Genomic DNA, 21,524 nt, shown 5'->3' with positions numbered 1-21,524 from the left:
TGCATCCTATATTAATAGACCGGTCGACTAGTAACGAGCAAAGAATTGCCCAACAGGGGAATCCTTGGTGAATCTTTCGTTGTGTGTTTAGGGTTGCGCTGGGCGCAACAATAACTCAATACTTTCCAGCGCGCTGGTCAGTGGTGCAAGCGAGCGGCGGATTTTGGCGCGCAATGAGGCACCAAGCCACAGTGAGTACAAGGTTTCTGCCGTTGCCGCCGGGCTCATGGCTATTGACAGTGAGCCTTCACGAATACCGCGTTCAATTGCGTCTTGCAGATGGCCAATGACCCGGGCTGTGCCCGTTTCCAGCGCATGGCGCATGGGTTCTGACAAATCGCTCACCTCTGCGGACAACTTCACCGCAAGGCAGGCGTTATGACATTCGCTACGACAATGGTAGCTGATCGCCTGGGCGTAATAACTCAGCAACTGGTGGCGCGCATCCGTTTTATCATCAGCGAACAGCTGCTGCATCGCGGCATCATAGTGCCCGAAATAACGCTGTAGCATCGCTTCGCCAAAGGCTTCCTTCGAGCGGAAGTAATGATAAAACGACCCTTTCGGCACGCCCGCCGTCTTCAGTAATTCGCTCAACCCCATGCCGGTAAAACCAAGGCGCAGGCTGAGCGTCTCGCCAGTGGCGAGCAAATGTTCACGGGTATCTGTAGGGCAATGCGCATGTTTAGTCATAATGGTTGCCAGCATAATAGACCGATTGGTCTAGGTCAATAAGAAAAAAAACCGGCGTAAAAACGCCGGTGTCGATGAAGGGTATTTTGCCCGAGAGGGGCGCAGAAGTTAAGCCTTTATACCTCAGTACGGCAGCGTTGCAGGATATCCAACTGCGGTTGATATTCGCGCGTTTGCACGTTCAGCATGCCAATCATGGTGTGGAACAGGTTATCTTGTGAGACATCCTCTTTCTCAGCCAGGGTGCTCAGGCACTGACGGTCAACCTTGAAGTTACGCTCATAGTCAGCAGACATCCACATCAGGAAGGGGACATGGGTCTGCTGGCTTGGAGCGAAGACATAAGGCGTACCGTGCAGATACATGCCATTTTCACCCAGCGACTCACCGTGGTCAGAGAGATACACCAGCGCCGTGTTGAATTTGTCGCTGTGCTGTTGCAAAAGCTTGATGGTGTCGTCCAACATGGCGTCGGTATACAACAGGGAATTGTCATAGGTGTTTACCAACTGCTCATGTGTACAATCCTGAATCTGATTACTGCTGCAGATGGGCGAGAATTTCTGGAACTCGGGTGTGCTGCGGCGGTAGTAAGCGGGGCCGTGACTGCCCATTTGATGCAATACAATCACGCCGTCGTCTTTCAGGCCGTTGATATAGTCGTTCAGTTTGTACAACAACACATTATCCATGCAGACGTCACCGTCACAATCCTGCGGCAGTTTCATCTTGGTCATATCGACATGTGGCACGCGATCGCAGGCCCCTTTGCACCCCCCATCGTTTTCACGCCACAGGAGATTAACACCAGCATGCGCCAGTACATCAAGCATGCCTTCCTGATGCGTCGCCAGCGTTGCGTCGTAATCTCTGCGTGGCATGTTGGAGAACATGCAGGGCACGGAAATTGCGGTTTCAGTCCCACAAGAGCTGGCGTTTTTGAAGTACACCACGTTGTCCTGCTTAAGGCGTGGGTTGGTTTCACGTTCATAACCGCCGAGTGAGAAGTTTTCAGCTCGCGCAGTTTCCCCCACGACCAGAATCACCAGCGTTTTCTTTTGCTGTCCAGCGATCAACGGCCCTTTACGCGCATCTTCACCGATTTTCACCAGCGGGAGATTACGTGTGAAATAACGTTGCTGAGTAAATTTGATGGTGCCGGAAACGAAGTTCGACGGCGTCAGCATTTTCACCACGCTTTTGTTATTACGGATTAACGAAGCGTAATCCTTATAAAACAGTGCGGCGATAATCAGGATCACTACCACGGAAAGCATCACATTGGCAGCGCGTAGCCCAACCATGTACCACCATGGGCGCGTTTGACGGATATGGGTAAAGCAAACCAGGATCGCAGGAAGAATGCCCAGCAACGCCAGCCATAACCCCATGCGCGGCGTTAATAGCGCTGTGGCTTCTTGCGGATTGGTCTCGAAGGCGTTCTGCATCATATTGCCGTCGATCACCACGCCATAACTGTACATAAAGTAGTTTGCGACGGCACTGCCGAGCAGGAAAAAGATGATCAGCGGTTTACGCAGGAACGGTACCGTCAACACGCTGAAGATAATATTCAGCGCGCAGAAAATCACGACCGGCATGGTAGCGGCAAAAATCACGCTGTGGACGTTATCGAAAGTGATATACGACCAGGCTTTATGAAGGAATAACGCGTTTTGGAACAGAGTGAAGAACAAGGCGCAGGTGAGGATAAAACCCAAGCTGTTGCACTGTAAGCGTTGACGTAACCACATTGCCAAATCTAAATCCTGATATTGAGTAATGCGCTGAAATTTACAGGATGAAACTTAAGAAAACCTTAGAGATTCAGAATGGTGGCGGGGTTGTTTACTTTTGGTTTAGGTTGGAAAATGCCAGACCCTGAGGCCTGGCGATACGCTTAATAAGCGGCGGTAAACTGGGCTTTGATAAACTGTGGTTTTTCGATCTCATCGACAATGGCTACCGACAGATCTTCAACCGAGATACCGGCGGGTGCCTGGCCGTTCATCAACAATTTGGTGGTGCCAAGGCGGAACTGACCGGTGCGTTTGCCGGGTTCCAACAGTGCCGCGGGGGACAAATAGGTCCAGTCGAGTGAGGATTCATTACGCAGTTTGTTACGTAAGTCTCGCACGGCCAGCGCCCCCGGGCGGATATTCTCCGGAAACTCTGGGGTATCCACCAGCTCAAGGCCAGGTGCAATTTCCAGGCTGCCAGCCCCACCAACGACCAGCAGGCGTTTGACACCGGATTTTTTCACGGCGTCCAGGATCTGCTGCGCACCTTTGGTGGTTTTGTCGTACAGGTTGTCTTCAGCCCAACCTGGGTTATAGGCGCTGATCACGGCATCTTGACCGGCTAACTGTTTTGCCAGCCATTCCGTGTCGGCCACGTCGCCCAAGGCAACGGTCAAGTTGGCATTGTTCGGTAAGTCTTTTTGCTGGCGGGCAATGGCGGTGACGTGCAATCCACGGGCAAGTGCTTCATCTACCACGCGACGGCCTACAAAACCTGTTGCTCCAATAATGGCGACTTTCATCAGTTTGCTCCTGTCAGGAATAGGTTCAGTGCGAAGTGTCAGGCCAAGTTGACCTGAGCGGTTGCATCTACTGTAGTACTTAACAATAGTCCTGATTAGTGCCATATTCATGCTTTCTTGATTAAGTAAAACTTCATAATCATGGATAAATTGAATCGAATGGCGGTATTTGCCACCGTGGTGGCGGAGGGGTCGCTGGCTGGCGCAGCACGGCGACTGGGCATGACGCCGTCGGCGGTCAGCCAACATATGCGTTCACTGGAAAAAGTGCTTGGCGTACCCTTGTTGCACCGTTCGACGCGGCGCTTGGCGCTCACCGAGGCGGGAGCAGCCTTTTATCCTGGCTGTGAGGCCATGCTGTTTCAGGCGCAGCAGGCCGAACAACGGTTGGCAGAGCTGCGCGATACGCTGGTGGGGGAACTGCGCATTGCCACAACCATCGGTATCGGCGGGCGTCCGCTGGCAGAAGCAATGGCTCCGCTGTTACAGGCGCACCCCAAACTGACGTTGCGGGTGCTGGCGGATGATCGCATCATCGATATGATCGAACAACGGATCGATATTGCACTGCGGGTCAATCGTCAACTGGCGGATGCCAACATGATCGCGCATCCGCTGGCCGAATGGCCTATGGTGCTGTGTGCTGCACCGCGTTATCTCAGTCAGCACGGGGTACCGGAAGCACCGCAGGATTTGGTGAAGCACCGTTGGATCTCCGGTGCTTTCAGCGGCGCGCACGTGGATTTACACCACCAAGGGGGCCAGCAGCTTAAATTGCGCCTGGCGGAAGGGCAGATCGTCAGTGACAGTATGAACGTGATGCGCGCCTTTACTCGCAGCGGCCTGGGGATTTCTATTCAACCGCTGTATGAAATTGAGGATGAGCTGCAACGCGGTGAACTGATACAGTTGATGCCAGAGTGGCGACCCGCACCGTTACGGTTGCATGCGATGACGCTAGAGCGGGCGATGCCGGAGAAAACTCGTCAGGCGCTGCGTTATCTGCGTGATTATTTTCACCGTCATGCCGAAAAGTCACTTGCCAGCAGCGGCGATGGCGTCTTCAATTAGCTAAAGAACGCAGGAGGACGTGTGCCGCAGCAGCTTGAGTTTTTTGACATCCCCAGCCCGTGTCGCGGCATTTGTCAGGCCGACGACCGCGGTTTTTGTCGTGGTTGCTTGCGCAGCCGCGAGGAACGCTTTGGCTGGATGCAAATGAGCGATGCGCAAAAGCGTGACGTGTTGCGCCTGTGTCGCCAGCGCTTCCTGCGCCTGCAACGCGCCAATAAACAGCCTGATGATCCGCAACCCGAGCAACCCTCATTGTTCTGACGCATTCCTGATCTGCCGCACGTAAGTGTGGCTTTCCGCTTCCCACTGCGTTATCTGCTTGTGTATGCTGGCTTTAAACACTGTCATGAGGTTTCAATAATGGTAAACCGTATTCAACTCGCACCGCAGGGGCCTGAGTTTTCTCGCATGATTTGCGGATATTGGCGTTTGATGGAGTGGGGCATGTCACCGCAGCAGTTGCTGGCATTCATTGAGCAACATATCGAACTGGGAGTGACGACTGCCGATCACGCTGACATCTATGGTGGTTATGCCTGTGAACAAGCCTTTGGCGACGCGATGCGCCTTAAGCCTTCGTTGCGTCAGTCTATGGAGCTGGTGTCCAAATGCGGTATTGCCACCACGGCTAAACCGGGCAATCCCATTGGACACTACATTACTGAGCGTAAGCATATCGTTGGCAGCGCGGAGACATCGTTGGCGAATCTGCACACCGATTATCTTGACCTGTTATTGATCCACCGCCCAGACCCGCTGATGGATGCTGATGAAGTGGCTGAGGCCTTTGTGGCGTTGCACAAAAGCGGCAAAGTCCGCCACTTCGGTGTTTCCAACTTCACGCCAGCGCAATTTACACTGCTGCAATCACGCTTGCCATTCTCGCTGGTGACCAATCAACTTGAAATTTCGCCGATCCACCAGCCGAGTATTCTGGATGGTACGTTGGATCAGTGCCAGCAGTTGCGTATCAAACCTATGGCGTGGTCTTGCCTGGGTGGGGGGCGTCTCTTCAACGATGTCGAGTTCCAGCCACTGCGTGACGAGTTACAGGCCGTTGCGCAGGAAATTGGTGCGGAGACGATTGAACAAGTGGTTTACGCGTGGGTCATGCGTTTGCCGTCTGCGCCGTTACCGATCATCGGCTCCGGCAAGATTGAACGTGTGCGTTCGGCGTTGAAGGCGCAAGCGTTGACGCTGAATCGCCAACAGTGGTTCCGTATTCGTAAAGCGGCACTGGGTTACGACGTACCCTGATCATTGACAATAAACGGGGCAGCCTTGGCTGCCCCTTCTTTTACGCTAAAACGACCTGTCCGTCCGACAAGCTGTTCAACCCTAGCCCGACCAGCGTGACCGTATTGCCGCCAAAGTTAAACACCAGATTGTCGTTCACTTCGGACACAAAATCGCGGTAATCGCCGCCCGAACTGCTGCCCGGTGTCCCCATAAAGACCAGTTTGTCTTGTGCCTGATAGCCATAAATCTGATCTTGTCCAAAGTTACCGCTGAACAAGAAAGTGTTGCTGCCACCCTGACTGTGCATGATGTCGTTGCCGGCGCCTCCGACAAACACATCGTTGCCTTTGCCGCCGAAGAGTTGGTCATCACCGTCAAGGCCGAATAACCAAGAGCCGGCGTTTTTGGCTGTCAGGATGTCATTGGTAGCGCCCCCTTTTTCCGAGCTGGCATAGGCAGTCAGTCCTTTCTCCGAGAGTAACCCACTGTCGGTTACCTGATGCGCAACGTCTTTGGTGAAAATCAGCAGTGACGACTCTGTACTTTTCAGCGTATTAATCGAGGTTGCCTGGGTAATATCGCCGTTAGCGTTGCGCAAGTAGAGGGTATTACCGTCGTAGGCAACTTCAGTCTTTTTCAAGGCGTGTTGCAGATCCAGTGTGTTGTTGCCTTCACCACCGGAAATGATGTTAAAGCCGCCACTGTCGCGGAAAGTATCATTACCGGCGCGGCCCTCAAGATAATCATTGCCTGCACCGCCCTTGATTAAATCATTACCGTCGCTACCCACGATAAACGTCGGACCGCTGTGTTTCTCTGCGTTGCGGTTGAGATCCTCCACCCAGGTATTACCACGGGTGACATCGGAGAGGTTTGAGACGATCACCGTCGAATCTTTATTGGTCAGCGAGTAAAACTCGGAGTTTAGCACCCGCATTAACCCATCTTGATAAAAGAACGGCAGATGAGATAGCCAGGTTGGAATATTCAGAATGGAGAAGGGCAGGATGTTCCAGGCTGCGGAGGCATAGTGATCGTTAAAGTTAACGATATTATTGGTGGCAGACTCTTGTGGCGCATCGTGTACCCCTAACGAGGAAGGCGTGAGCGTCGTGCCATCAAGCGCGCGGAATACCGGGTCATTTTCGTAACCGATGTTGATCACTTTGCCGCCCGTCTCGTATTGCGTCGGCGAGGCAAATGCCACATAGCTGGATTGCGCATAGAAACCGCCCCAGTTATTGTCGCTGAGTGCCGCCATGCTGTTCACCGCCAATCCGCCAAGACTATGGCCGCTGATGGTCACATCATCCCCGCTTAGGCCCTGCGCCTGGGCAAATTTGGCCACATCGGCCAACAGGTTGCCAAAGGCCTTCAGACTGTAGTTGTCCGCATAACCCTTTGGCCCGAACCCGGCCAGCACATCGTTGATCAAGTCACCGATGGTATCGGTGACTAATGACTCTCGCGGGCCACTGGTGCCACGAAAAGCAATGCCAATGCCGGTCAGATGACCCGCGTCGTCATATTTTCCCAGCACCTCGGCTTGGGCCGTGGTATAGCCCAGCGTCTCACCATAATAGGTACCTCGGGCATCAGTCTTCCCCTGATAACCTAATTGGTCGGCGCTTATCAAGGACCAACCGGCGCTATTTACCGCTGCCAGTGCTGCCTTTTCCGAATCCGGATTCCACGGAATACCAGGCAACCCGCCTTGTGACTGTGTGCTGCCAATCAACGCAGTCACCAGCGTCAACGGCAAGCCCAACCCAAAACCGGTCGTATGGTAGCCTTCGTCAAAACCATTATCGATATTGTGATAGGCATAGGTAGAAATCACCATGGCATCGGTAAATAACACTTTGGACTTTGCCTCATCGAGGCCTTGATAATTAAAGATTCCCATATCAGTTCCTTATGAATTTGCTGCATTGCCGGGGGTGATCTTTGAATAGCCTTTGCAGCGGTTGCAGGTAAGCAGAGTGTATCTACCGATATCTGGTCAGAGGACCGACATCGGTAGAATCATTATTAGTAAGAATTATTAATAATGCGAACTTGATGGTCGAAAATGTGCCTGTTTTGAGTGGTGGCGTCACACATTCCCCTATACTGAATACTCACAGTTATTCAAAGGAGATTGATGAATGAAACATTATTGGTATGCGGCCTTCGGCCTGATGGCCTGCGGAGTCGCTCAGGCGGCAACGGTAGATGTTGACATGAATCTGGTGACCGGACAGGGAATTGGCCAGGACATTGGCAAGGTGACAATCAGTGAAACGCCTTACGGCCTGATGTTTACACCGCAACTAAAAGCGTTGCCGCCCGGCGTGCATGGTTTTCATGTTCATGAAAATGGCAGCTGCGAGCCGGGCATGAAAGAGGGCAAGGCGGTTGCTGCGCTGGCAGCGGGCGGGCACTTTGATCCGCAAAAAACCGGCAAGCACCTTGGCCCTTATGCTGATGGCCATTTGGGCGACCTGCCGGCGCTCTATGTGACAGACGACGGTATGGCTACGTATCCGGTGTTGGCCCCCCGGCTGAAGAAAATCAGCGAAATAACCGGCAAAGCACTGATGGTCCATGCGGGGGGCGATAATAACGCCGACCATCCGAAACCGCTGGGGGGCGGAGGGGAACGTTTCGCCTGCGGCGTCATTAAATCGTAACGTCGGTCAGTGGGCTGCGGGCACCGCTATTGTCGTGTCTGGTGGTGTAATCGCCTGCTGTAGCTGTTGCAACGAGCAGTACAGCCGCCAAATGAGTCCGGCAAGATCGCGTGCCGCCTGATCCGGGTGGTGCGCCAATGCATTGCTCATTCGCAGCAACTCCTGCAACGTGGCGTCTAGCGAGCTGTGCTGCACACCTTTATCCGTCATAATGCCTCGCAGGCAGTGAATGCAGACGTCACGTACCGCTGAGAGCGGATCGGATCGTGTTTGCCAGCCGCGTAATTGCCAGACGATATGGCTGCAGTTAAGTAACACGACACCCCAGCGCAATAACCAACTACGCGCTTCTTGATCCTGACTTTGGTTCAATTGACTGATGCGGTGATAAATCAGCGATTCAAACTGGCTTTCGCTCTGCTGCGGCTTTTTGCTTAACTGATCGATAAAGTCGCGTCGCAGGGCACGAATAATCCGCCGGCTTTTACGTTTGTCCGAACTGGGCCGTAAGATCTGGAATGCCAGGCCGGCCAGCAGCACCCCAACAATTTTACCGATACTGTCGTTAATAAAAGACTGATAATCGTAGCTTGGTGGATTGGTGACGGAAAGGAAAGAGCCCATAAATACAATCAGTTGTCCCCATAATGCCGCGTAGGATGGATGTTGCAGTTTGAACATCTGCATCGTGACCAGCACCGGGAACAGAAACGCGCAGAACAACCAAAAATCATCAATCTGAATCATCAAGCCGAATTTCACCACGAAACAGGCAATTGACAGCAATAGCACGGCTTTTAACAACGTCTTGATGCTGTTGATGGGGGACGGTGTGGAGGAATACAGCACGCAGCTGATAGCGATCAGCGTCAGGGCTGAGCTCCCCGCGTCCCACTGAGTGTTAATCCAGTAGGCACAACCGAGGACGATGCATAAGAAGGTGCGCAGGCCGTTATAGGCGGCCTCATAACTGTCGGTATGGCGAGCCAGCGAGGTCACGCGTGGCGGTTGGATATCGCTGACGGGTGTTGCGCTCTCGAGCCGCAATAACCAACGGCTGCAGTTCAGGTATAACCAGCAAAAATGCCGCAGGCGTAGCCAAAAGGCGCGGTGGCGGTAATCTGCCGGATCCTGCGGGGCGATCTGCTGCAGGATGCGTGCAAGACGGTATTTGTCGGTGTCGGGATGACGGAGTTCGGTCAGCAATTGATCCAAAACGGCCGCCAGGTTCGCAGGGCGGTCCGGCCAGTTCAGCAGCATACGGCGCAGGCTGGAGATGACGCTGGTAATGCGTAGCTGCTGATGCAACATATAATTGAGGAGGTTATTTTGTCGACGCAGTCGGTAGTGACTCCAGAAGGCCTGAATACGCAACAGATTCATGGTCAGAATCTGGCCGATCACCCCTTCATGTGATGTGCGCATCTGCAGGGTGATTTCCGGTTGCCATAGCATTGCTGCATGTTCCAGCAGACGTAAATGCATGCGCCTTAATGAGGTCAAGAGTGCTTCACCGTCCGAGGTGCTGGGCAAGATCATCATCATCAGGCCACCGCACAGAATACCGGTGATCACTTCGCAAACGCGGGCCTGCGCGATATCGAAGATTTGCTGGGTATCCGTGACGTTGACCGTGCTGAATGCAATGATAGCGGCGGTATAGCCCGCCAGGGCAAAGGCGTAAGAGACGTTATTCTGATAATGATTTGAAATGTATGTGCACAGACCGATCCACGCCGCGATAAACAGCGTGAATAACCAAGGGTCGTTCAGGCAATGACCGGCGATGGCGACCGAAGCGGCCGCTCCCACCAGGCTACCGAAAACGCGGCCAATACTTTTACTTATTACACCGCCCACGGTGGGGAAACTGACCACCGCCGCCGAGGTTAACGCCCAATAGGGTTCGTCAAGATTCAGGACGAAGGCCACCCAAAGCGACAGGCACATTGCCAGCGAGTTGCGCAGCGCATAACGCCATTGTCCACCGGTGGCTTTCCCCCAGGGGGTACGGTTCCATTCCAAAAAGGGCAGGTTCACTCGTTAGCCTTACTGATGAATCGAGATGGTACAGGTTGTACCGGCCACTAACGGTAAATCAGTGGGGACATTCAGTAGTTTTATCCGTACCGGCACGCGTTGCGCCAAGCGAACCCAAGGCACGTTGGGTTTTACATCCATTAATAAATCGCTGCTGCTTTCAACACTCTGATCGTAAATAGCGCGGCCAATACTCTCCACCTCGCCTTGAAGTGGTATGTTGCCATTATATAAAACGATATCCGCTTTATTGCCTTCTTTTATATGTTTTAGCTTGGTTTCTTCAAAATAACCGAGCACATAAAACGAGTGTACATCGACCAGTGCGACCAACGGCGTACCTACGCTGGCATAGTTTCCAACCCGAGTTTGTAAATTGGTGATATAGCCATCGGTAGGGGCGTAGATTTTAGTTTTACTTAAATTCCATTTAGCCTGTTCAAGATTCGCTTGGGCAGCTTTATATGCGGCTTTCATTGCCTGGGCCGCTAAATTTGACTCGTCCATGTCTTCAGCCGAAATAACATTCTTCGGCAGACCTCGGCGTCGCGCCGCCTCGTGGTCAGCCTTGGCCATGTCGGATTGTGCTTTTGCCAATGCGGCCTCAGCATTGTCGAGTGCAATCTGGTATGGCACCGGGTCGATCGTAAAAATCAGACTTCCCGCAGGTATGAACTGATTGTCATGAACCGTTATTTTCTCTAATCTTCCAGAAACTTCTGGTGTGATATTGACGAGCTCGGCACGCACCTTTCCATCACGGGTCCACGGGGATTGCATATAATAATTCCAGAGCCACCAACCGGCACAGATGGCAATGGCGCAGACGATTACCGTAGAAAAGTATTTTAATGTTTTACGCGTCATGGGTTACCAACTCGCTAAAATCCACAGGGAGCCGCTGACGGCGATGACGAAAATAGACAAGTCCATCAGCATGGGGTGCCAAATTTCACCAGAATAAATCCAGTCTCGCAACAACTGGTGTACCAGCAGCCATAAAACGAGTCCGAGCAGAAAAGCCTTAAATATGGGCGGAAAATAAAGTGAGGCGCCCAAGACCAAATCGGGCAAAGGGGACGAGGCATGGAGCCATGAAGTATTCACATTAACAATCCCGATGAGTGAATATGTTGAGTGTTTGCATAGATAATAAACAATAACCGCTCAAAATGGTGGCTATTTCCACAATATACATTATATACATTTGTGTTTTTAATGTGAGTTACTCAAAATAGTCTAAGCTCTGGGAGGGTATATTAGCATGCTAATTATAAGGAGGGGGAAGTGGAGTCAACATTAGGTTCAGATCTAGCACGATTAGTTCGTGTTTGGCGCGCGCTTATCGATCATCGGCTCAAGCCGTTGGCGCTTACGCAAACACACTGGGTTACTCTGCACAGTATCAATCGTTTGCCGCCGGAGCAGTCGCAGATCCAACTGGCCAAGGCGATCGGCATTGAGCAACCATCATTGGTTCGTACGTTGGACCAGCTGGAAGAGAAGGGGCTGATTACTCGCCACACCTGCGCCAACGACCGGCGTGCTAAGCGTATCAAACTGACTGAAGCGGCCGACCCCATTATCAGGGAAGTGGACAGCGTCATCAGCTCTACGCGTGGTGAGATTCTGAGTGGCATTAGCATTGATGAAGTGCAGCTGTTGGTTGGTTTGATTGATAAGCTGGAACAAAACATAACTGAACTGCAAAACAAACAATAAGATTTTCTTTATTTTTTACGATTAGATTTCACAGCATCGGAAATGAAACCGGAGGCCTAAAGCCTCCGGTTTTACCTGATACGCTGAGTTTACAGCGGGGATACGGTAATGGTGTCGCCGGTGCGAGCCATACGAACACGTTGACCCGGGCTGAACTTGGTGTCTCCAGCCTTCTGAACCACCACGATGTTCTCTTTCTGGTCTGTCTTGATTTCCAGCTCGTAGCCTGAAGTACGACCGGCCGCTTCACCGATGCTGTTACCTGCCACACCACCTGCCACTGCGCCTGCAGCCGTCGCCAAGCTACGACCCGTACCGCCACCCACGGTATTACCAAGGAAGCCACCCAAAACGGCCCCCCCGATTGCGCCAATGGTATTCGACGTTTCACTACCCTGGATCTTGACTGGACGCACTGAAACCAGCGTACCGTAAGTCACGGTTTGCACCTGTTTGGCCTGCGAAGCGGAATACACGTCGCCTGACATGGAATCATTAGCACACCCTGCCAGCGTAACTGCGGCGATAGCAACGACGAGAAGACGCTTGATCATATAAAACTCCTGTTGGTAGTAGTCCATAACCTGGGGAACCTTTCCAGGCCATATTCAGTGAAAAAGATAGATAAAGTATGGCGTAAACGTGCGGATATCACCATGACCTGTTACTGCACGCAGCTTAACTTTGCACTGTTCAACCAATAATAAACGGTGGTTTAGCTTTATAACAGTATAGGAAGAAATTCCGTCGCATATTGAGCTGTTGTTTAGCCGAGGTTATCACTATGGAGAATAGGCGAATAAACAGGCGCATTGCTCACAGAGGTGAAAAAAGACATCATAATTCATGGCGTTAATGTTTCAATTCTGGTTTATTTATCAAGTTAAAATTTTGCTTCCCCGTCTGGGGTAAGGGATGTTGCTATGAAGTCAGGCCGCTATATAGGTGTTATGTCTGGCACCAGTCTGGATGGCGTCGACGTGGTGCTTGCTGCGATCGACGGACGAGTGGTCGCGCAACAGGCCAGCTACAGCCATCCGATACCGATTCAACTAAAGCAAGACATCCTCGGCATGTGCCAGGGACAGCAGACCACACTTTCTGCGGTAGGCAGGCTGGATGCTCAGCTTGGCACACTCTTTGGCGAGGCGGTGATTGGCCTGCTGAAACAAACCGGTCTGACGGCTCAAGACATTACTGCCGTTGGTTGCCATGGGCAGACGGTATGGCATGAGCCCGACGGCGATGCACGTTTCTCAATGCAATTGGGTGACAATAATCGTATCGCTGCGCTAACCAATATCACCACCGTTGGCGATTTTCGTCGTCGTGACATGGCTTATGGTGGCCAGGGTGCCCCGTTAGTGCCCGCCTTCCATCAGGCACTGTTGGCGCATCCGGTCGAGCGCCGTATGGTGCTGAATATTGGTGGGATCGCCAATCTCTCGATGCTATTGCCGGGGGCGCCGGTGCGTGGTTTTGACACCGGGCCGGGCAATATGCTTATGGATGCCTGGATATGGCGTCACCGTTCCCTGGCTTACGATAAAGACGGCAGCTGGGCTATGGAAGGGCGGGTCTGCCTGCCTTTGTTGCAGCAAATGCTGTCCGATCCCTATTTTGCGCTGCCTGCGCCAAAAAGCACGGGACGCGAGTATTTCAATGCGGCCTGGCTTGAACGTCAACTGGCGGGATTGGCCGCGGTCAGTCCCGTCGATGTACAAACGACGTTGGCGGAACTGACGGCGATCACCATCTGTGAACAGGTTCAGTTAGCGGGAGGCTGCGAGCGCCTGCTGGTGTGTGGCGGCGGGGCACGTAACACGTTGCTGATGGCGCGGATGTCGGCATTGTTGCCCGGTACAGAAGTGTGCCTGACGGATGATTTCGGGATCAGTGGTGATGATATGGAAGCGTTAGCCTTTGCCTGGCTGGCGTTCCGTACGTTGTCTGGGCAGCCCGGCAACCTGCCTTCAGTAACGGGGGCAAGTTGTGAAACGCTGCTGGGTGGGATTTATCCGGTTTTGCCTTTGGGGGGGCGTTAGCTCTGTTAGGATAGAAATCGACAGGTTTTCCTAAGGAGCAATCGCATGAAAAAAGTCATTATTTCCGCCGGGGTACTGGCATTGGCTGGCTGTAGCTACGTTTTACCGCAAAGCAGCCAGACGTTGCATTACCAATGTGGCACCACGCCGTTGACGGTGTCGCTGGACGGTAAGGAGAGCACCGTCAGCATGTTGATGGACGGCGAACAGCTGAAGCTGAAACAGGTGTTGGCCATGTCCGGTGCCAAATACAGCGACGGCAAATACACCTTTTGGTCGAAGGGTCAAAACGCCTACCTTGAGCGTAATGGCAAAGTGATCATGAGCGACTGCACGCTGGCTAATTGATCCAGCGGGTGCGGCGTCAGAGCGATTGAGATCCTGACGCCGCTGGCGCAGAATAGAATCACGATTTTTCAGTTGGTTGATAACCGGATGATTGAAAATAATGAGTTTGATGTCGCGGACCTGCGCCGTGAATACACTCGGGGTGGCTTGCGCCGCAACGATCTGACCGCTAATCCGTTAACGCTGTTTGAACGCTGGCTGAAACAGGCGTGCGACGCGCGCTTGGCCGATCCCACGGCGATGTGTGTAGCGACGGTGGACGAGAACGGGCAGCCCTATCAGCGTATTGTGCTGCTGAAACATTATGATGACAAAGGGTTGGTGTTCTACACCAATCTGGGCAGTCGCAAGGCACAACAGTTAGCACAGAACCCACATATTAGCCTGCTGTTCCCATGGCACATGCTTGAGCGACAGGTGATTTTCCTCGGCAAAGCGGAGCGGTTATCCACTTTAGAGGTTATGAAGTACTTCGCCAGCCGGCCAAAAGACAGCCAGATTGGCGCGTGGGTGTCGCAACAGTCATCGCGCATTTCCGCGCGTGGTGTGCTGGAAAGTAAATTCCTCGAGCTGAAGCAAAAATTCCAACAGGGCGAAGTACCGCTGCCAAGTTTCTGGGGCGGGTTCCGGGTTAATTTCGACTCCGTCGAGTTTTGGCAGGGCGGTGCCAACCGTCTGCATGACCGTTTCCTGTATCAACGGGACGGGAATGACTGGAAAATTGACCGACTGGCACCCTGAAGACCGAAAATCCCCCTTAAGCGCTGGTACTGATGCCGCCGGCGCTTTATTCTATACCCGTCATATTTCAAGCGGCAGCCTTCCTGCGGCTCGAACGGGTTAGACTATATGCGTTATTCTGAATTTAATATTTCGCCAGTGGGCGAAAGGTCGTGTACCGACAAAGGTGCATTCGTTTATACATGGAGTCATTGATGGCAAGCAGCAACTTGATTAAACAACTGCAAGAGCGGGGCCTCGTTGCCCAGGTTACGGATGAGGAAGCGTTAGCAGAGCGACTGGCGCAAGGGCCAATTGCACTGTATTGCGGTTTCGATCCGACCGCTGACAGCTTGCATTTGGGCCATCTGGTTCCTCTGTTGTGCCTGAAGCGCTTCCAGCTTGCCGGTCACAAGCCGGTAGCGTTGGTGGGCGGTGCCACCGGTTTGATCGGTGATCCGAGCTTCAAAGCGGCCGAGCGTAAGTTGAACACCACCGAAACGGTGAACGAGTGGGTGGATAAAATCCGCAAGCAGGTTTCCCCGTTCCTCGATTTCGACTGCGGTAGCAACAGCGCGATTGCCGCCAACAACTACGACTGGTTTGGTGGCATGAATGTGCTGACCTTCCTGCGTGATATTGGCAAGCATTTCTCGGTCAACCAAATGATCAACAAGGAAGCGGTGAAGCAGCGTCTGAACCGTGACGACTCGGGTATTTCTTTCACTGAGTTCTCCTACAACCTGTTGCAGGGTTTTGACTTCTCCGAGCTGTACAACCGTCATCAGGTTGAACTGCAGATCGGTGGTTCCGATCAGTGGGGCAATATCACCTCCGGCATCGACTTGACCCGTCGTATGCACCAGCAACAGGTCTTCGGCCTGACGGTGCCATTGATCACCAAAGCCGACGGGACCAAGTTCGGTAAGACGGAAGGCGGCGCAGTCTGGCTGGCACCAGAAAAAACCAGTCCTTACAAGTTCTACCAGTTCTGGATTAACACGGCCGATGCTGACGTATACTGTTTCCTGAAGTTCTTCACCTTTATGGATCTGGCAGACATCAACGCGCTGGAAGAAGAAGACAAGAACAGCGGCAAGGCACCACGTGCGCAATATGTGTTGGCGGAAGAAGTGACCGGTATGGTGCACGGTGCTGAAGGCCTGGCTGCGGCCAAGCGCATCACGCAAAGCCTGTTCTCCGGCGCGCTGCACGACATGACGGAAGCGGACTTTGCCCAGTTGGCGCAGGACGGTATGCCGACAATTAAACTTGACGGCGACGCCGATCTGCAACAGGCGCTGGTGAATGCCGAATTGGTGCCTTCACGCGGCCAGGCGCGCACCATGATCGGTTCCAATGCGGTGACCATCAACGGTGAGAAACAGTCCAACGCCGAATACACCTTCAGCGATACCGATCGCCTGTTTGGTCGCTACACGCTTCTGCGTCGTGGTAAAAAGCATTACTGCCTGGTGGATTGGAAGTAATCAAAATTGCAGCAAAGGGGCCCTCAGCGGCCCCTTTATTTTTAAGGCGTCAGGGCAGGTCTTTGATGAAAAACATTCTTTCTATTCAATCTCATGTTGTTTTTGGCCATGCAGGTAATAGCGCTGCAGAATTTCCGATGCGCCGCATGGGTGTAAACGTTTGGCCACTCAATACCGTACAGTTTTCCAATCATACTCAATATGGCAAATGGACCGGCTGCGTGATGCCAGCCAGCCACCTGACTGAGATTGCGCAAGGTATTGCCGATATTAACCAACTGAAGCATTGCGATGCTGTGCTGAGTGGCTACATAGGTTCGCCGGAACAGGGTAGCCATATTCTGGAGATCGTGCGTCAGGTTAAGCAGGCTAATCCGAACGCGTGGTACTTCTGCGATCCCGTTATGGGTCACCCGGAGAAGGGGTGCATAGTCGCGCCGGGCGTGGCGGAGTTTCATTGCCAGCAGGCATTGCCATGCAGTGACATGATCGCACCCAACCTGCTGGAGCTGGAGTTATTGAGCCAGCGTACCATCGCTGATGTTGATCAAGCGGTAAGCGCTGCGCGCGAATTAATTGCCAAAGGGCCAAAAGTGGTGTTGGTCAAGCATTTGAGCCGTGCTGGCTATCATAGCGACTGTTTTGAGATGCTGTTGGTTACGGTCGATCAGGCTTGGCACATTAGCCGCCCGCTAGTGGATTTTGGTTCTCGGCAGCCTGTGGGCGTGGGCGATCTGACCAGCGGCCTGTTGTTGGTTAATTTGCTGAAGGGTGAGGCGCTAGATAACGCGTTGGAACACGTTACGGCAGCAGTCTATGAGGTCATGCTGACCACGCAGGCAATGGGTGAGTATGAGTTGCAGGTCGTGGCGGCGCAAGACCGCATTGTACAACCGACGTGTGAATTTAAAGCGGTAAAGGTTTAAGTCAGATTCAGCGCCCCGGCAAGAAAACCTGCCGGGGCGTGGGTATTATTTCAGCCCTTCGGCACTTAACGTTGCATCCACCGCCGGTCGTGCCGCTACGCGCTCAAAATAAGCGGATAAGTGCGCGCGTTTTTTGAGATCAAACTGCATAGCAATTGCCCACCGCAAGATGGTGAACAAGTAAGCGTCAGCGACGCTAAAGCGCGCCCCTAACAAGAAATGCTGCTTCGCCAGCACCGAATCCAGGTAGTCGAACTGCTTATCCAGTTTCTCCCGCGAAAAGGTTTTGTATTCTTCCGGCGTTTTTGGGTTAAACAGCGGACTGAAGCCTTTATGCAGCTCCGTCGCAATATAGTTTAACCATTCAATAGCGTGGTAGCGTGACAATGTGCCCGCCGCCGGGATTAGCCCGCGATCCGGAACGCGGTCGGCAAGATATTGCACAATCGCTACGCCTTCAGTCAGCAGGCTGCCATCATCAAGCAGTAACGCCGGCACCTGTCCTTTTGGGTTGATGGTCAGGTAATCTGCGCCGCTTTCGGTTTTCTTCAGCGCGAGATCAACCTTTTCCGCCGTAAAATCCAGGCCCGCCTCACGCAGAACGATATGAGGGGACAGAGAACAGGCACCGGCTTTATAGAACAGTTTCATCGAAAGCTCCTTGAGAGTGATAAGTGACAGGCATGCTTAACCTCTGATCCTAGCTCCATAACGTCAAAATTACAGCGGGTTAACCGACAAAATTAACTTATCAATGCTTCTTCGGGTTCAAGCTGTGCCAGGGTAGTGGCAATTTGCTGCTGCAACGCCTGCGGCACGCTTTGCATTGGCGAGCGCAACTCATTGCGGATCAACCCTTGCAGAGCCAGTGCAGCCTTGACCGGCGCGGGGTTAGGGAAACTGAACATCTGGTGGATCATCGGCAACAGCGAGTAGAAGTTGGCGCGTGCGGCGATCAGATCACCGTTGGCAACCTGTTGCACCAGCTGCACAAAGCGCTCCGGGTGAATATGCGCTGAGGCGGAAATGGCGCCCGTGCCGCCGAGGCACAGCGTGGTGAGGATCAGATTATCTTCGCCTGTCAGAACGTCGATCTCACCATCGCTAATGAGTGCCATGGTGGTGTCCGGATTACCGCCGCAGTCCTTAATGGCTTTTACCTGCGGATGGCGTGCGATCTGGCGAAGGGTGGCCAGCTCGATCACCACGCCGGTGCGTTGCGGAATGTTGTACAGGATTACCGGCACGTTTGAGGCATCGGCAAGCTGGGTGAAATAGTCCACCAGACCACATTGCGACGGGCGAATGTAATAGGGCGCGGGGATCAGTACACCAGCAATGTCGCGCAGTTGGATCGCCTGCTGCATTTGCAGTGTGTCACGCATGTTATTACCGGACAGCCCCATAACCACTTGATGAGCCGGTGTCACGGCCAGTACCGCGTCGAGCACTGCCAGCTGTTCGTCGGTGCTCAATGCCGCCGCTTCTCCGGTAGTACCGCAGACCACCAACCCATCGACCCCAGAGGCGATCAGGTGTTGAGCCAGCCGTTGAGTCGCAGGCAGGTCGACGGCGCTGTTATTGAATGGGGTCACCAGCGCAACCCAAATACCGGAGAATGAGGCCATATTAATTTCCTTCAATGCGTGCAATAAGAAGCCAGATGAGAAAACAAGAGAGGAGACGAGTTGCGTACCGCCCTGTCAGCTCATCTGACGGGACCCTACGCCCCAGTCAAATGAGCGTCTGTTTCTTTGAATTAACCGCGAGCAAACCCGCAAGGCGCAATGTCGGCATCTGAGGAGCGTCATTGTTGTTGAGGTTGGCCATAGCAGTCTCATGAAAAGTGGATATGCGGTGATAATGAATATTCTGCATGATGCTGTCAATTTACAACCGCTTGATAACACGGTTATTCATGATTAAGACGGGCTGATGAGTTTGGCTAATCAACAATGGGGGAGTAAAACCCCGTCAATACGGGGTTTTGGGGCGGAGGCTTAGCGAGGACGACGTGTGCTGTTCATTGAGGCTGTCCAGCTATAGGTTTCCCCAGTGGGCTGAATGCGATTGGCTTTGCGCTCGGCACGCGTCGCTTTTTCAATTTTTGCACGGGCGGCGGTGATACGTGCCACGACTTCATCCTTGATCTTGTTATTTTCGGCATTGGTCAATGCGCGGCCGAGACTTTTGCGTGCCTTGTCCAGCTCGGTTTTAACTTCACGTTGCTCGCTTTCCGTCATGTCTTTCAGCGTCAATTTTTTCATTATCGTCATAGCCTGGTCAGTGAAGATGACAGTCAGTGTACAGCAATTAGCGAGCCGAAGATGCCGCTGGCTTAACGGAACGACCGGGCAGGGGAAATTATCCGTTCACACCTCGTCCAGCAAGTCGCTAAGGAAGCGTCGCATGCGCTCGGTGCGCTCTTGCGCCATTGTTTTACCGGTGACGGTTTGGAAATCGTCCTGGAGTTTGAACAGCTTGGTTTCGAAGTGGTCCAGTGTAAAACGTTTATCGTCATACTGACGATGGTGTGCCAGCGGATCGGCTGCATCGTACAGTGCGCTGCGCATGCGTCCACCAATATAGAAGCAACGTGCGACGCCAACCATACCGATGGCGTCAAGACGGTCTGCGTCTTGCATGATCTTTGCTTCAAGTGTCTCTGGCGTAATGGCGGCGGAAAAACTGTGCGCCTCAATAGCGTGAGCGGTTTTGGCGATGTCTTGCGCGGCCCAACCCAGCTGCGTCAGCAGTAAACCGGCTTTTTCGGCCGCCATGCGTGAGGCCAGGTGCCGCTGGGGTGAATTCTTTTCCACGGCCACACAGTCATGCAGCAAGACGGCAGCACACAGAATGCGGCGGTCACCGCCTTCATGTTGACTGATCTTACAGGTGTTTTTCCACACCCGGTGCAAATGGGCCACATCATGCGAGCCATCATCGGAATCGAGCGTCAGTGGCAGCAATGCCTGCGCCAGTTCCTGATAGGGCGAGAAAGGCTGCAGTAGGGCTTGCGGCAGGGAAGAATGCACGTTGTGTTCCTTGTTGTCGGAAAGCAACAGATTATAACAGCCGTCAATGAGCCGGTTATGACAATGCGGTAAAAGAATTGTTTACTATACTGCAACGGACTATTGCCGCAATTGCGGTTTTTGTACCGGAATAAGCAACCTACAATGGTCTTATTCCGGCCATCCCCGCTTGGTGTAAACCTGTGTCCGTGGGGTATGGCCGGAATATCCCGCTCACGCCACCGGAGAAATGTCATGCCAACGAATCTTGAAATTGTACGCGCTACTTATGAGGGTGGCAGTGCAGAAGAGAATGGTCGCAACCTGCTGGCGGCGTTAGCGCCCGACGCGGAATGGACGGAAGCTGCAGGGTTTCCCTATGCAGGTACCTATATTGGCCCACAGGCGATCTTTAAAAATGTTCATCAGCGTTTAGGAACGGAGTGGCAGGGTTACCGCGCGGATGTTGACCATTTTTATGATGCAGGTGAGAACGTGATTGCCCAAGGGTTCTATCATGGTACCTATGGCGCCACCGGTAAGTCTTTCACCGCATCCTTTGCGCATATTTATCAGCTACGTGCGGGGAAAATCGTGAAATTTGTGCAAATCGTAGACAGTGCAAAAGTGCTGGAGGCCATGCAGGGCTAATGGCCACTGTGCTTGCCAAATTTGCGATCGTACTCCCGCCGGTAACCGCGCGCCTTGTTGCGATCGCGGATCCACAAATACCCGCATACCAGCGCAACGGCGCCTGAAAAGGTGATGTTGCGCATATCCCGGTCATAAAAAAACACCAACACAGCGTCCATCGCCGCGATAATGGCAATCCATTTGTACATATGGGATTGTCGTCGCGTGGCGGCGTTGAGGCGCTTTAATTGTCTGGCTTCGTGCATAACCGGCTTTTGTTGCATAACGTCTCGTTGGTAACAAATTTCTTAGTGGTAAATTAGCAGAATATTCCTGATAGCGGCAAAGCTTAACGCATGCGCGGCCCTG

The 21,524-nt window shown here is 52.9% G+C and carries 24 protein-coding genes; 11 read left to right on the top strand and 13 right to left on the bottom strand.

The window, feature by feature from the left end; all coding sequences use genetic code 11:
- Positions 1-87: 87 nt before the first annotated feature.
- The 3 genes from AC2FC2_RS05630 to AC2FC2_RS05620 form a co-directional block, all read right to left on the bottom strand.
- Positions 88-708, bottom strand: a complete 621-nt coding sequence (locus tag AC2FC2_RS05630) for a TetR/AcrR family transcriptional regulator (protein ID WP_209633057.1) — start codon at positions 706-708, stop codon at positions 88-90.
- Between the two features lie 101 nt (positions 709-809).
- Positions 810-2,447, bottom strand: coding sequence for a phosphoethanolamine transferase EptA (gene eptA, locus AC2FC2_RS05625; RefSeq protein WP_209633058.1), 1,638 nt, complete (start codon positions 2,445-2,447; stop codon positions 810-812).
- 146 nt (positions 2,448-2,593) lie between these two features.
- Positions 2,594-3,235, bottom strand: a complete 642-nt coding sequence (locus tag AC2FC2_RS05620) for an NAD(P)-dependent oxidoreductase (protein ID WP_209633059.1) — start codon at positions 3,233-3,235, stop codon at positions 2,594-2,596.
- A gap of 141 nt (positions 3,236-3,376) precedes the next feature.
- Between AC2FC2_RS05620 and AC2FC2_RS05615 the strand changes: the two genes are divergently transcribed.
- From AC2FC2_RS05615 to AC2FC2_RS05605, 3 genes are all read left to right on the top strand, one after another.
- The gene (locus AC2FC2_RS05615) at positions 3,377-4,306 is read left to right on the top strand and encodes a LysR substrate-binding domain-containing protein (RefSeq protein WP_209633060.1); all 930 of its coding nucleotides are present in this window, start codon (positions 3,377-3,379) and stop codon (positions 4,304-4,306) included.
- 21 nt (positions 4,307-4,327) lie between these two features.
- Positions 4,328-4,567: a DUF1289 domain-containing protein gene (locus AC2FC2_RS05610; RefSeq protein WP_209633061.1), complete on the top strand. Its 240-nt coding sequence runs from the start codon at positions 4,328-4,330 to the stop codon at positions 4,565-4,567.
- A 99-nt stretch (positions 4,568-4,666) separates the two neighbouring features.
- A complete protein-coding gene (locus tag AC2FC2_RS05605; protein ID WP_490307597.1) occupies positions 4,667-5,563 on the top strand; it encodes an aldo/keto reductase in 897 nt (298 codons plus the stop codon).
- Positions 5,564-5,603: 40 nt separating this feature from the next.
- On the opposite strand, the gene AC2FC2_RS05600 is transcribed toward AC2FC2_RS05605, so the two are convergent.
- Positions 5,604-7,451, bottom strand: coding sequence for a polyurethane esterase (locus tag AC2FC2_RS05600; protein WP_490658918.1), 1,848 nt, complete (start codon positions 7,449-7,451; stop codon positions 5,604-5,606).
- 241 nt (positions 7,452-7,692) lie between these two features.
- Here AC2FC2_RS05600 and sodC point away from each other — a divergent pair, with 241 nt between their 5' ends.
- Positions 7,693-8,217 carry a superoxide dismutase family protein gene (sodC, locus tag AC2FC2_RS05595; protein WP_209633064.1) on the top strand — a complete coding sequence of 175 codons (525 nt, stop codon included), beginning with the start codon at positions 7,693-7,695 and terminating at the stop codon, positions 8,215-8,217.
- A 6-nt stretch (positions 8,218-8,223) separates the two neighbouring features.
- Here sodC and AC2FC2_RS05590 read toward each other — a convergent pair whose 3' ends face one another.
- The 3 genes from AC2FC2_RS05590 to AC2FC2_RS05580 are packed head-to-tail and all read right to left on the bottom strand — an operon-like array spanning position 8,224 to position 11,364.
- Positions 8,224-10,257 (bottom strand): FUSC family protein, encoded by a 2,034-nt coding sequence (locus tag AC2FC2_RS05590; protein ID WP_490658917.1) that lies wholly within the window; start codon positions 10,255-10,257, stop codon positions 8,224-8,226.
- Positions 10,258-10,266: 9 nt separating this feature from the next.
- A complete protein-coding gene (locus tag AC2FC2_RS05585) occupies positions 10,267-11,124 on the bottom strand; it encodes an efflux RND transporter periplasmic adaptor subunit (RefSeq protein WP_209633066.1) in 858 nt (285 codons plus the stop codon).
- A gap of 3 nt (positions 11,125-11,127) precedes the next feature.
- Entirely contained in the window at positions 11,128-11,364 is a 237-nt protein-coding gene (locus AC2FC2_RS05580; RefSeq protein ID WP_073963435.1) for a DUF1656 domain-containing protein, read from the bottom strand.
- A gap of 180 nt (positions 11,365-11,544) precedes the next feature.
- Between AC2FC2_RS05580 and slyA the strand changes: the two genes are divergently transcribed.
- Positions 11,545-11,979: a transcriptional regulator SlyA gene (gene slyA, locus AC2FC2_RS05575; RefSeq protein WP_037418732.1), complete on the top strand. Its 435-nt coding sequence runs from the start codon at positions 11,545-11,547 to the stop codon at positions 11,977-11,979.
- Positions 11,980-12,068: 89 nt separating this feature from the next.
- Here slyA and AC2FC2_RS05570 read toward each other — a convergent pair whose 3' ends face one another.
- Positions 12,069-12,533, bottom strand: coding sequence for an outer membrane lipoprotein (locus AC2FC2_RS05570; protein ID WP_026142354.1), 465 nt, complete (start codon positions 12,531-12,533; stop codon positions 12,069-12,071).
- A gap of 369 nt (positions 12,534-12,902) precedes the next feature.
- Here AC2FC2_RS05570 and anmK point away from each other — a divergent pair, with 369 nt between their 5' ends.
- The 5 genes from anmK to pdxY all read left to right on the top strand — a co-directional run bounded on the left by anmK (position 12,903) and on the right by pdxY (position 17,508).
- Positions 12,903-14,024 (top strand): anhydro-N-acetylmuramic acid kinase, encoded by a 1,122-nt coding sequence (gene anmK, locus AC2FC2_RS05565; RefSeq protein WP_490658916.1) that lies wholly within the window; start codon positions 12,903-12,905, stop codon positions 14,022-14,024.
- Between the two features lie 45 nt (positions 14,025-14,069).
- Entirely contained in the window at positions 14,070-14,372 is a 303-nt protein-coding gene (locus AC2FC2_RS05560) for an MliC family protein (RefSeq protein ID WP_209633068.1), read from the top strand.
- 87 nt (positions 14,373-14,459) lie between these two features.
- The gene (gene pdxH / locus AC2FC2_RS05555; protein ID WP_209633069.1) at positions 14,460-15,113 is read left to right on the top strand and encodes a pyridoxamine 5'-phosphate oxidase; all 654 of its coding nucleotides are present in this window, start codon (positions 14,460-14,462) and stop codon (positions 15,111-15,113) included.
- A gap of 194 nt (positions 15,114-15,307) precedes the next feature.
- The gene (gene tyrS / locus AC2FC2_RS05550) at positions 15,308-16,582 is read left to right on the top strand and encodes a tyrosine--tRNA ligase (RefSeq protein ID WP_490658915.1); all 1,275 of its coding nucleotides are present in this window, start codon (positions 15,308-15,310) and stop codon (positions 16,580-16,582) included.
- Positions 16,583-16,647: 65 nt separating this feature from the next.
- Positions 16,648-17,508 (top strand): pyridoxal kinase PdxY, encoded by an 861-nt coding sequence (pdxY, locus tag AC2FC2_RS05545; RefSeq protein WP_404759706.1) that lies wholly within the window; start codon positions 16,648-16,650, stop codon positions 17,506-17,508.
- A 45-nt stretch (positions 17,509-17,553) separates the two neighbouring features.
- Here pdxY and gstA read toward each other — a convergent pair whose 3' ends face one another.
- The 4 genes from gstA to AC2FC2_RS05525 all read right to left on the bottom strand — a co-directional run bounded on the left by gstA (position 17,554) and on the right by AC2FC2_RS05525 (position 20,543).
- Positions 17,554-18,159 carry a glutathione transferase GstA gene (gene gstA, locus AC2FC2_RS05540; RefSeq protein ID WP_209633072.1) on the bottom strand — a complete coding sequence of 202 codons (606 nt, stop codon included), beginning with the start codon at positions 18,157-18,159 and terminating at the stop codon, positions 17,554-17,556.
- A gap of 92 nt (positions 18,160-18,251) precedes the next feature.
- Positions 18,252-19,136, bottom strand: a complete 885-nt coding sequence (dapA, locus tag AC2FC2_RS05535; RefSeq protein WP_209633073.1) for a 4-hydroxy-tetrahydrodipicolinate synthase — start codon at positions 19,134-19,136, stop codon at positions 18,252-18,254.
- 372 nt (positions 19,137-19,508) lie between these two features.
- Positions 19,509-19,775: a DUF3811 domain-containing protein gene (gene yjbD / locus AC2FC2_RS05530; protein ID WP_209633074.1), complete on the bottom strand. Its 267-nt coding sequence runs from the start codon at positions 19,773-19,775 to the stop codon at positions 19,509-19,511.
- Between the two features lie 105 nt (positions 19,776-19,880).
- Positions 19,881-20,543 carry an HD domain-containing protein gene (locus tag AC2FC2_RS05525; RefSeq protein WP_209633075.1) on the bottom strand — a complete coding sequence of 221 codons (663 nt, stop codon included), beginning with the start codon at positions 20,541-20,543 and terminating at the stop codon, positions 19,881-19,883.
- 234 nt (positions 20,544-20,777) lie between these two features.
- On the opposite strand from AC2FC2_RS05525, the gene AC2FC2_RS05520 reads away from it, so the two are divergent.
- Positions 20,778-21,173 (top strand): nuclear transport factor 2 family protein, encoded by a 396-nt coding sequence (locus AC2FC2_RS05520; RefSeq protein WP_490658914.1) that lies wholly within the window; start codon positions 20,778-20,780, stop codon positions 21,171-21,173.
- Here AC2FC2_RS05520 and AC2FC2_RS05515 read toward each other — a convergent pair.
- Positions 21,170-21,439, bottom strand: a complete 270-nt coding sequence (locus AC2FC2_RS05515; protein WP_490658913.1) for a hypothetical protein — start codon at positions 21,437-21,439, stop codon at positions 21,170-21,172. The genes AC2FC2_RS05520 and AC2FC2_RS05515 overlap by 4 nt on opposite strands.
- Positions 21,440-21,524: the final 85 nt, after the last annotated feature.

Source organism: Serratia sp. CoH_122_TC_1 (assembly GCF_058191755.1).
This window is presented reverse-complemented; position numbering and strand designations above follow the sequence as displayed.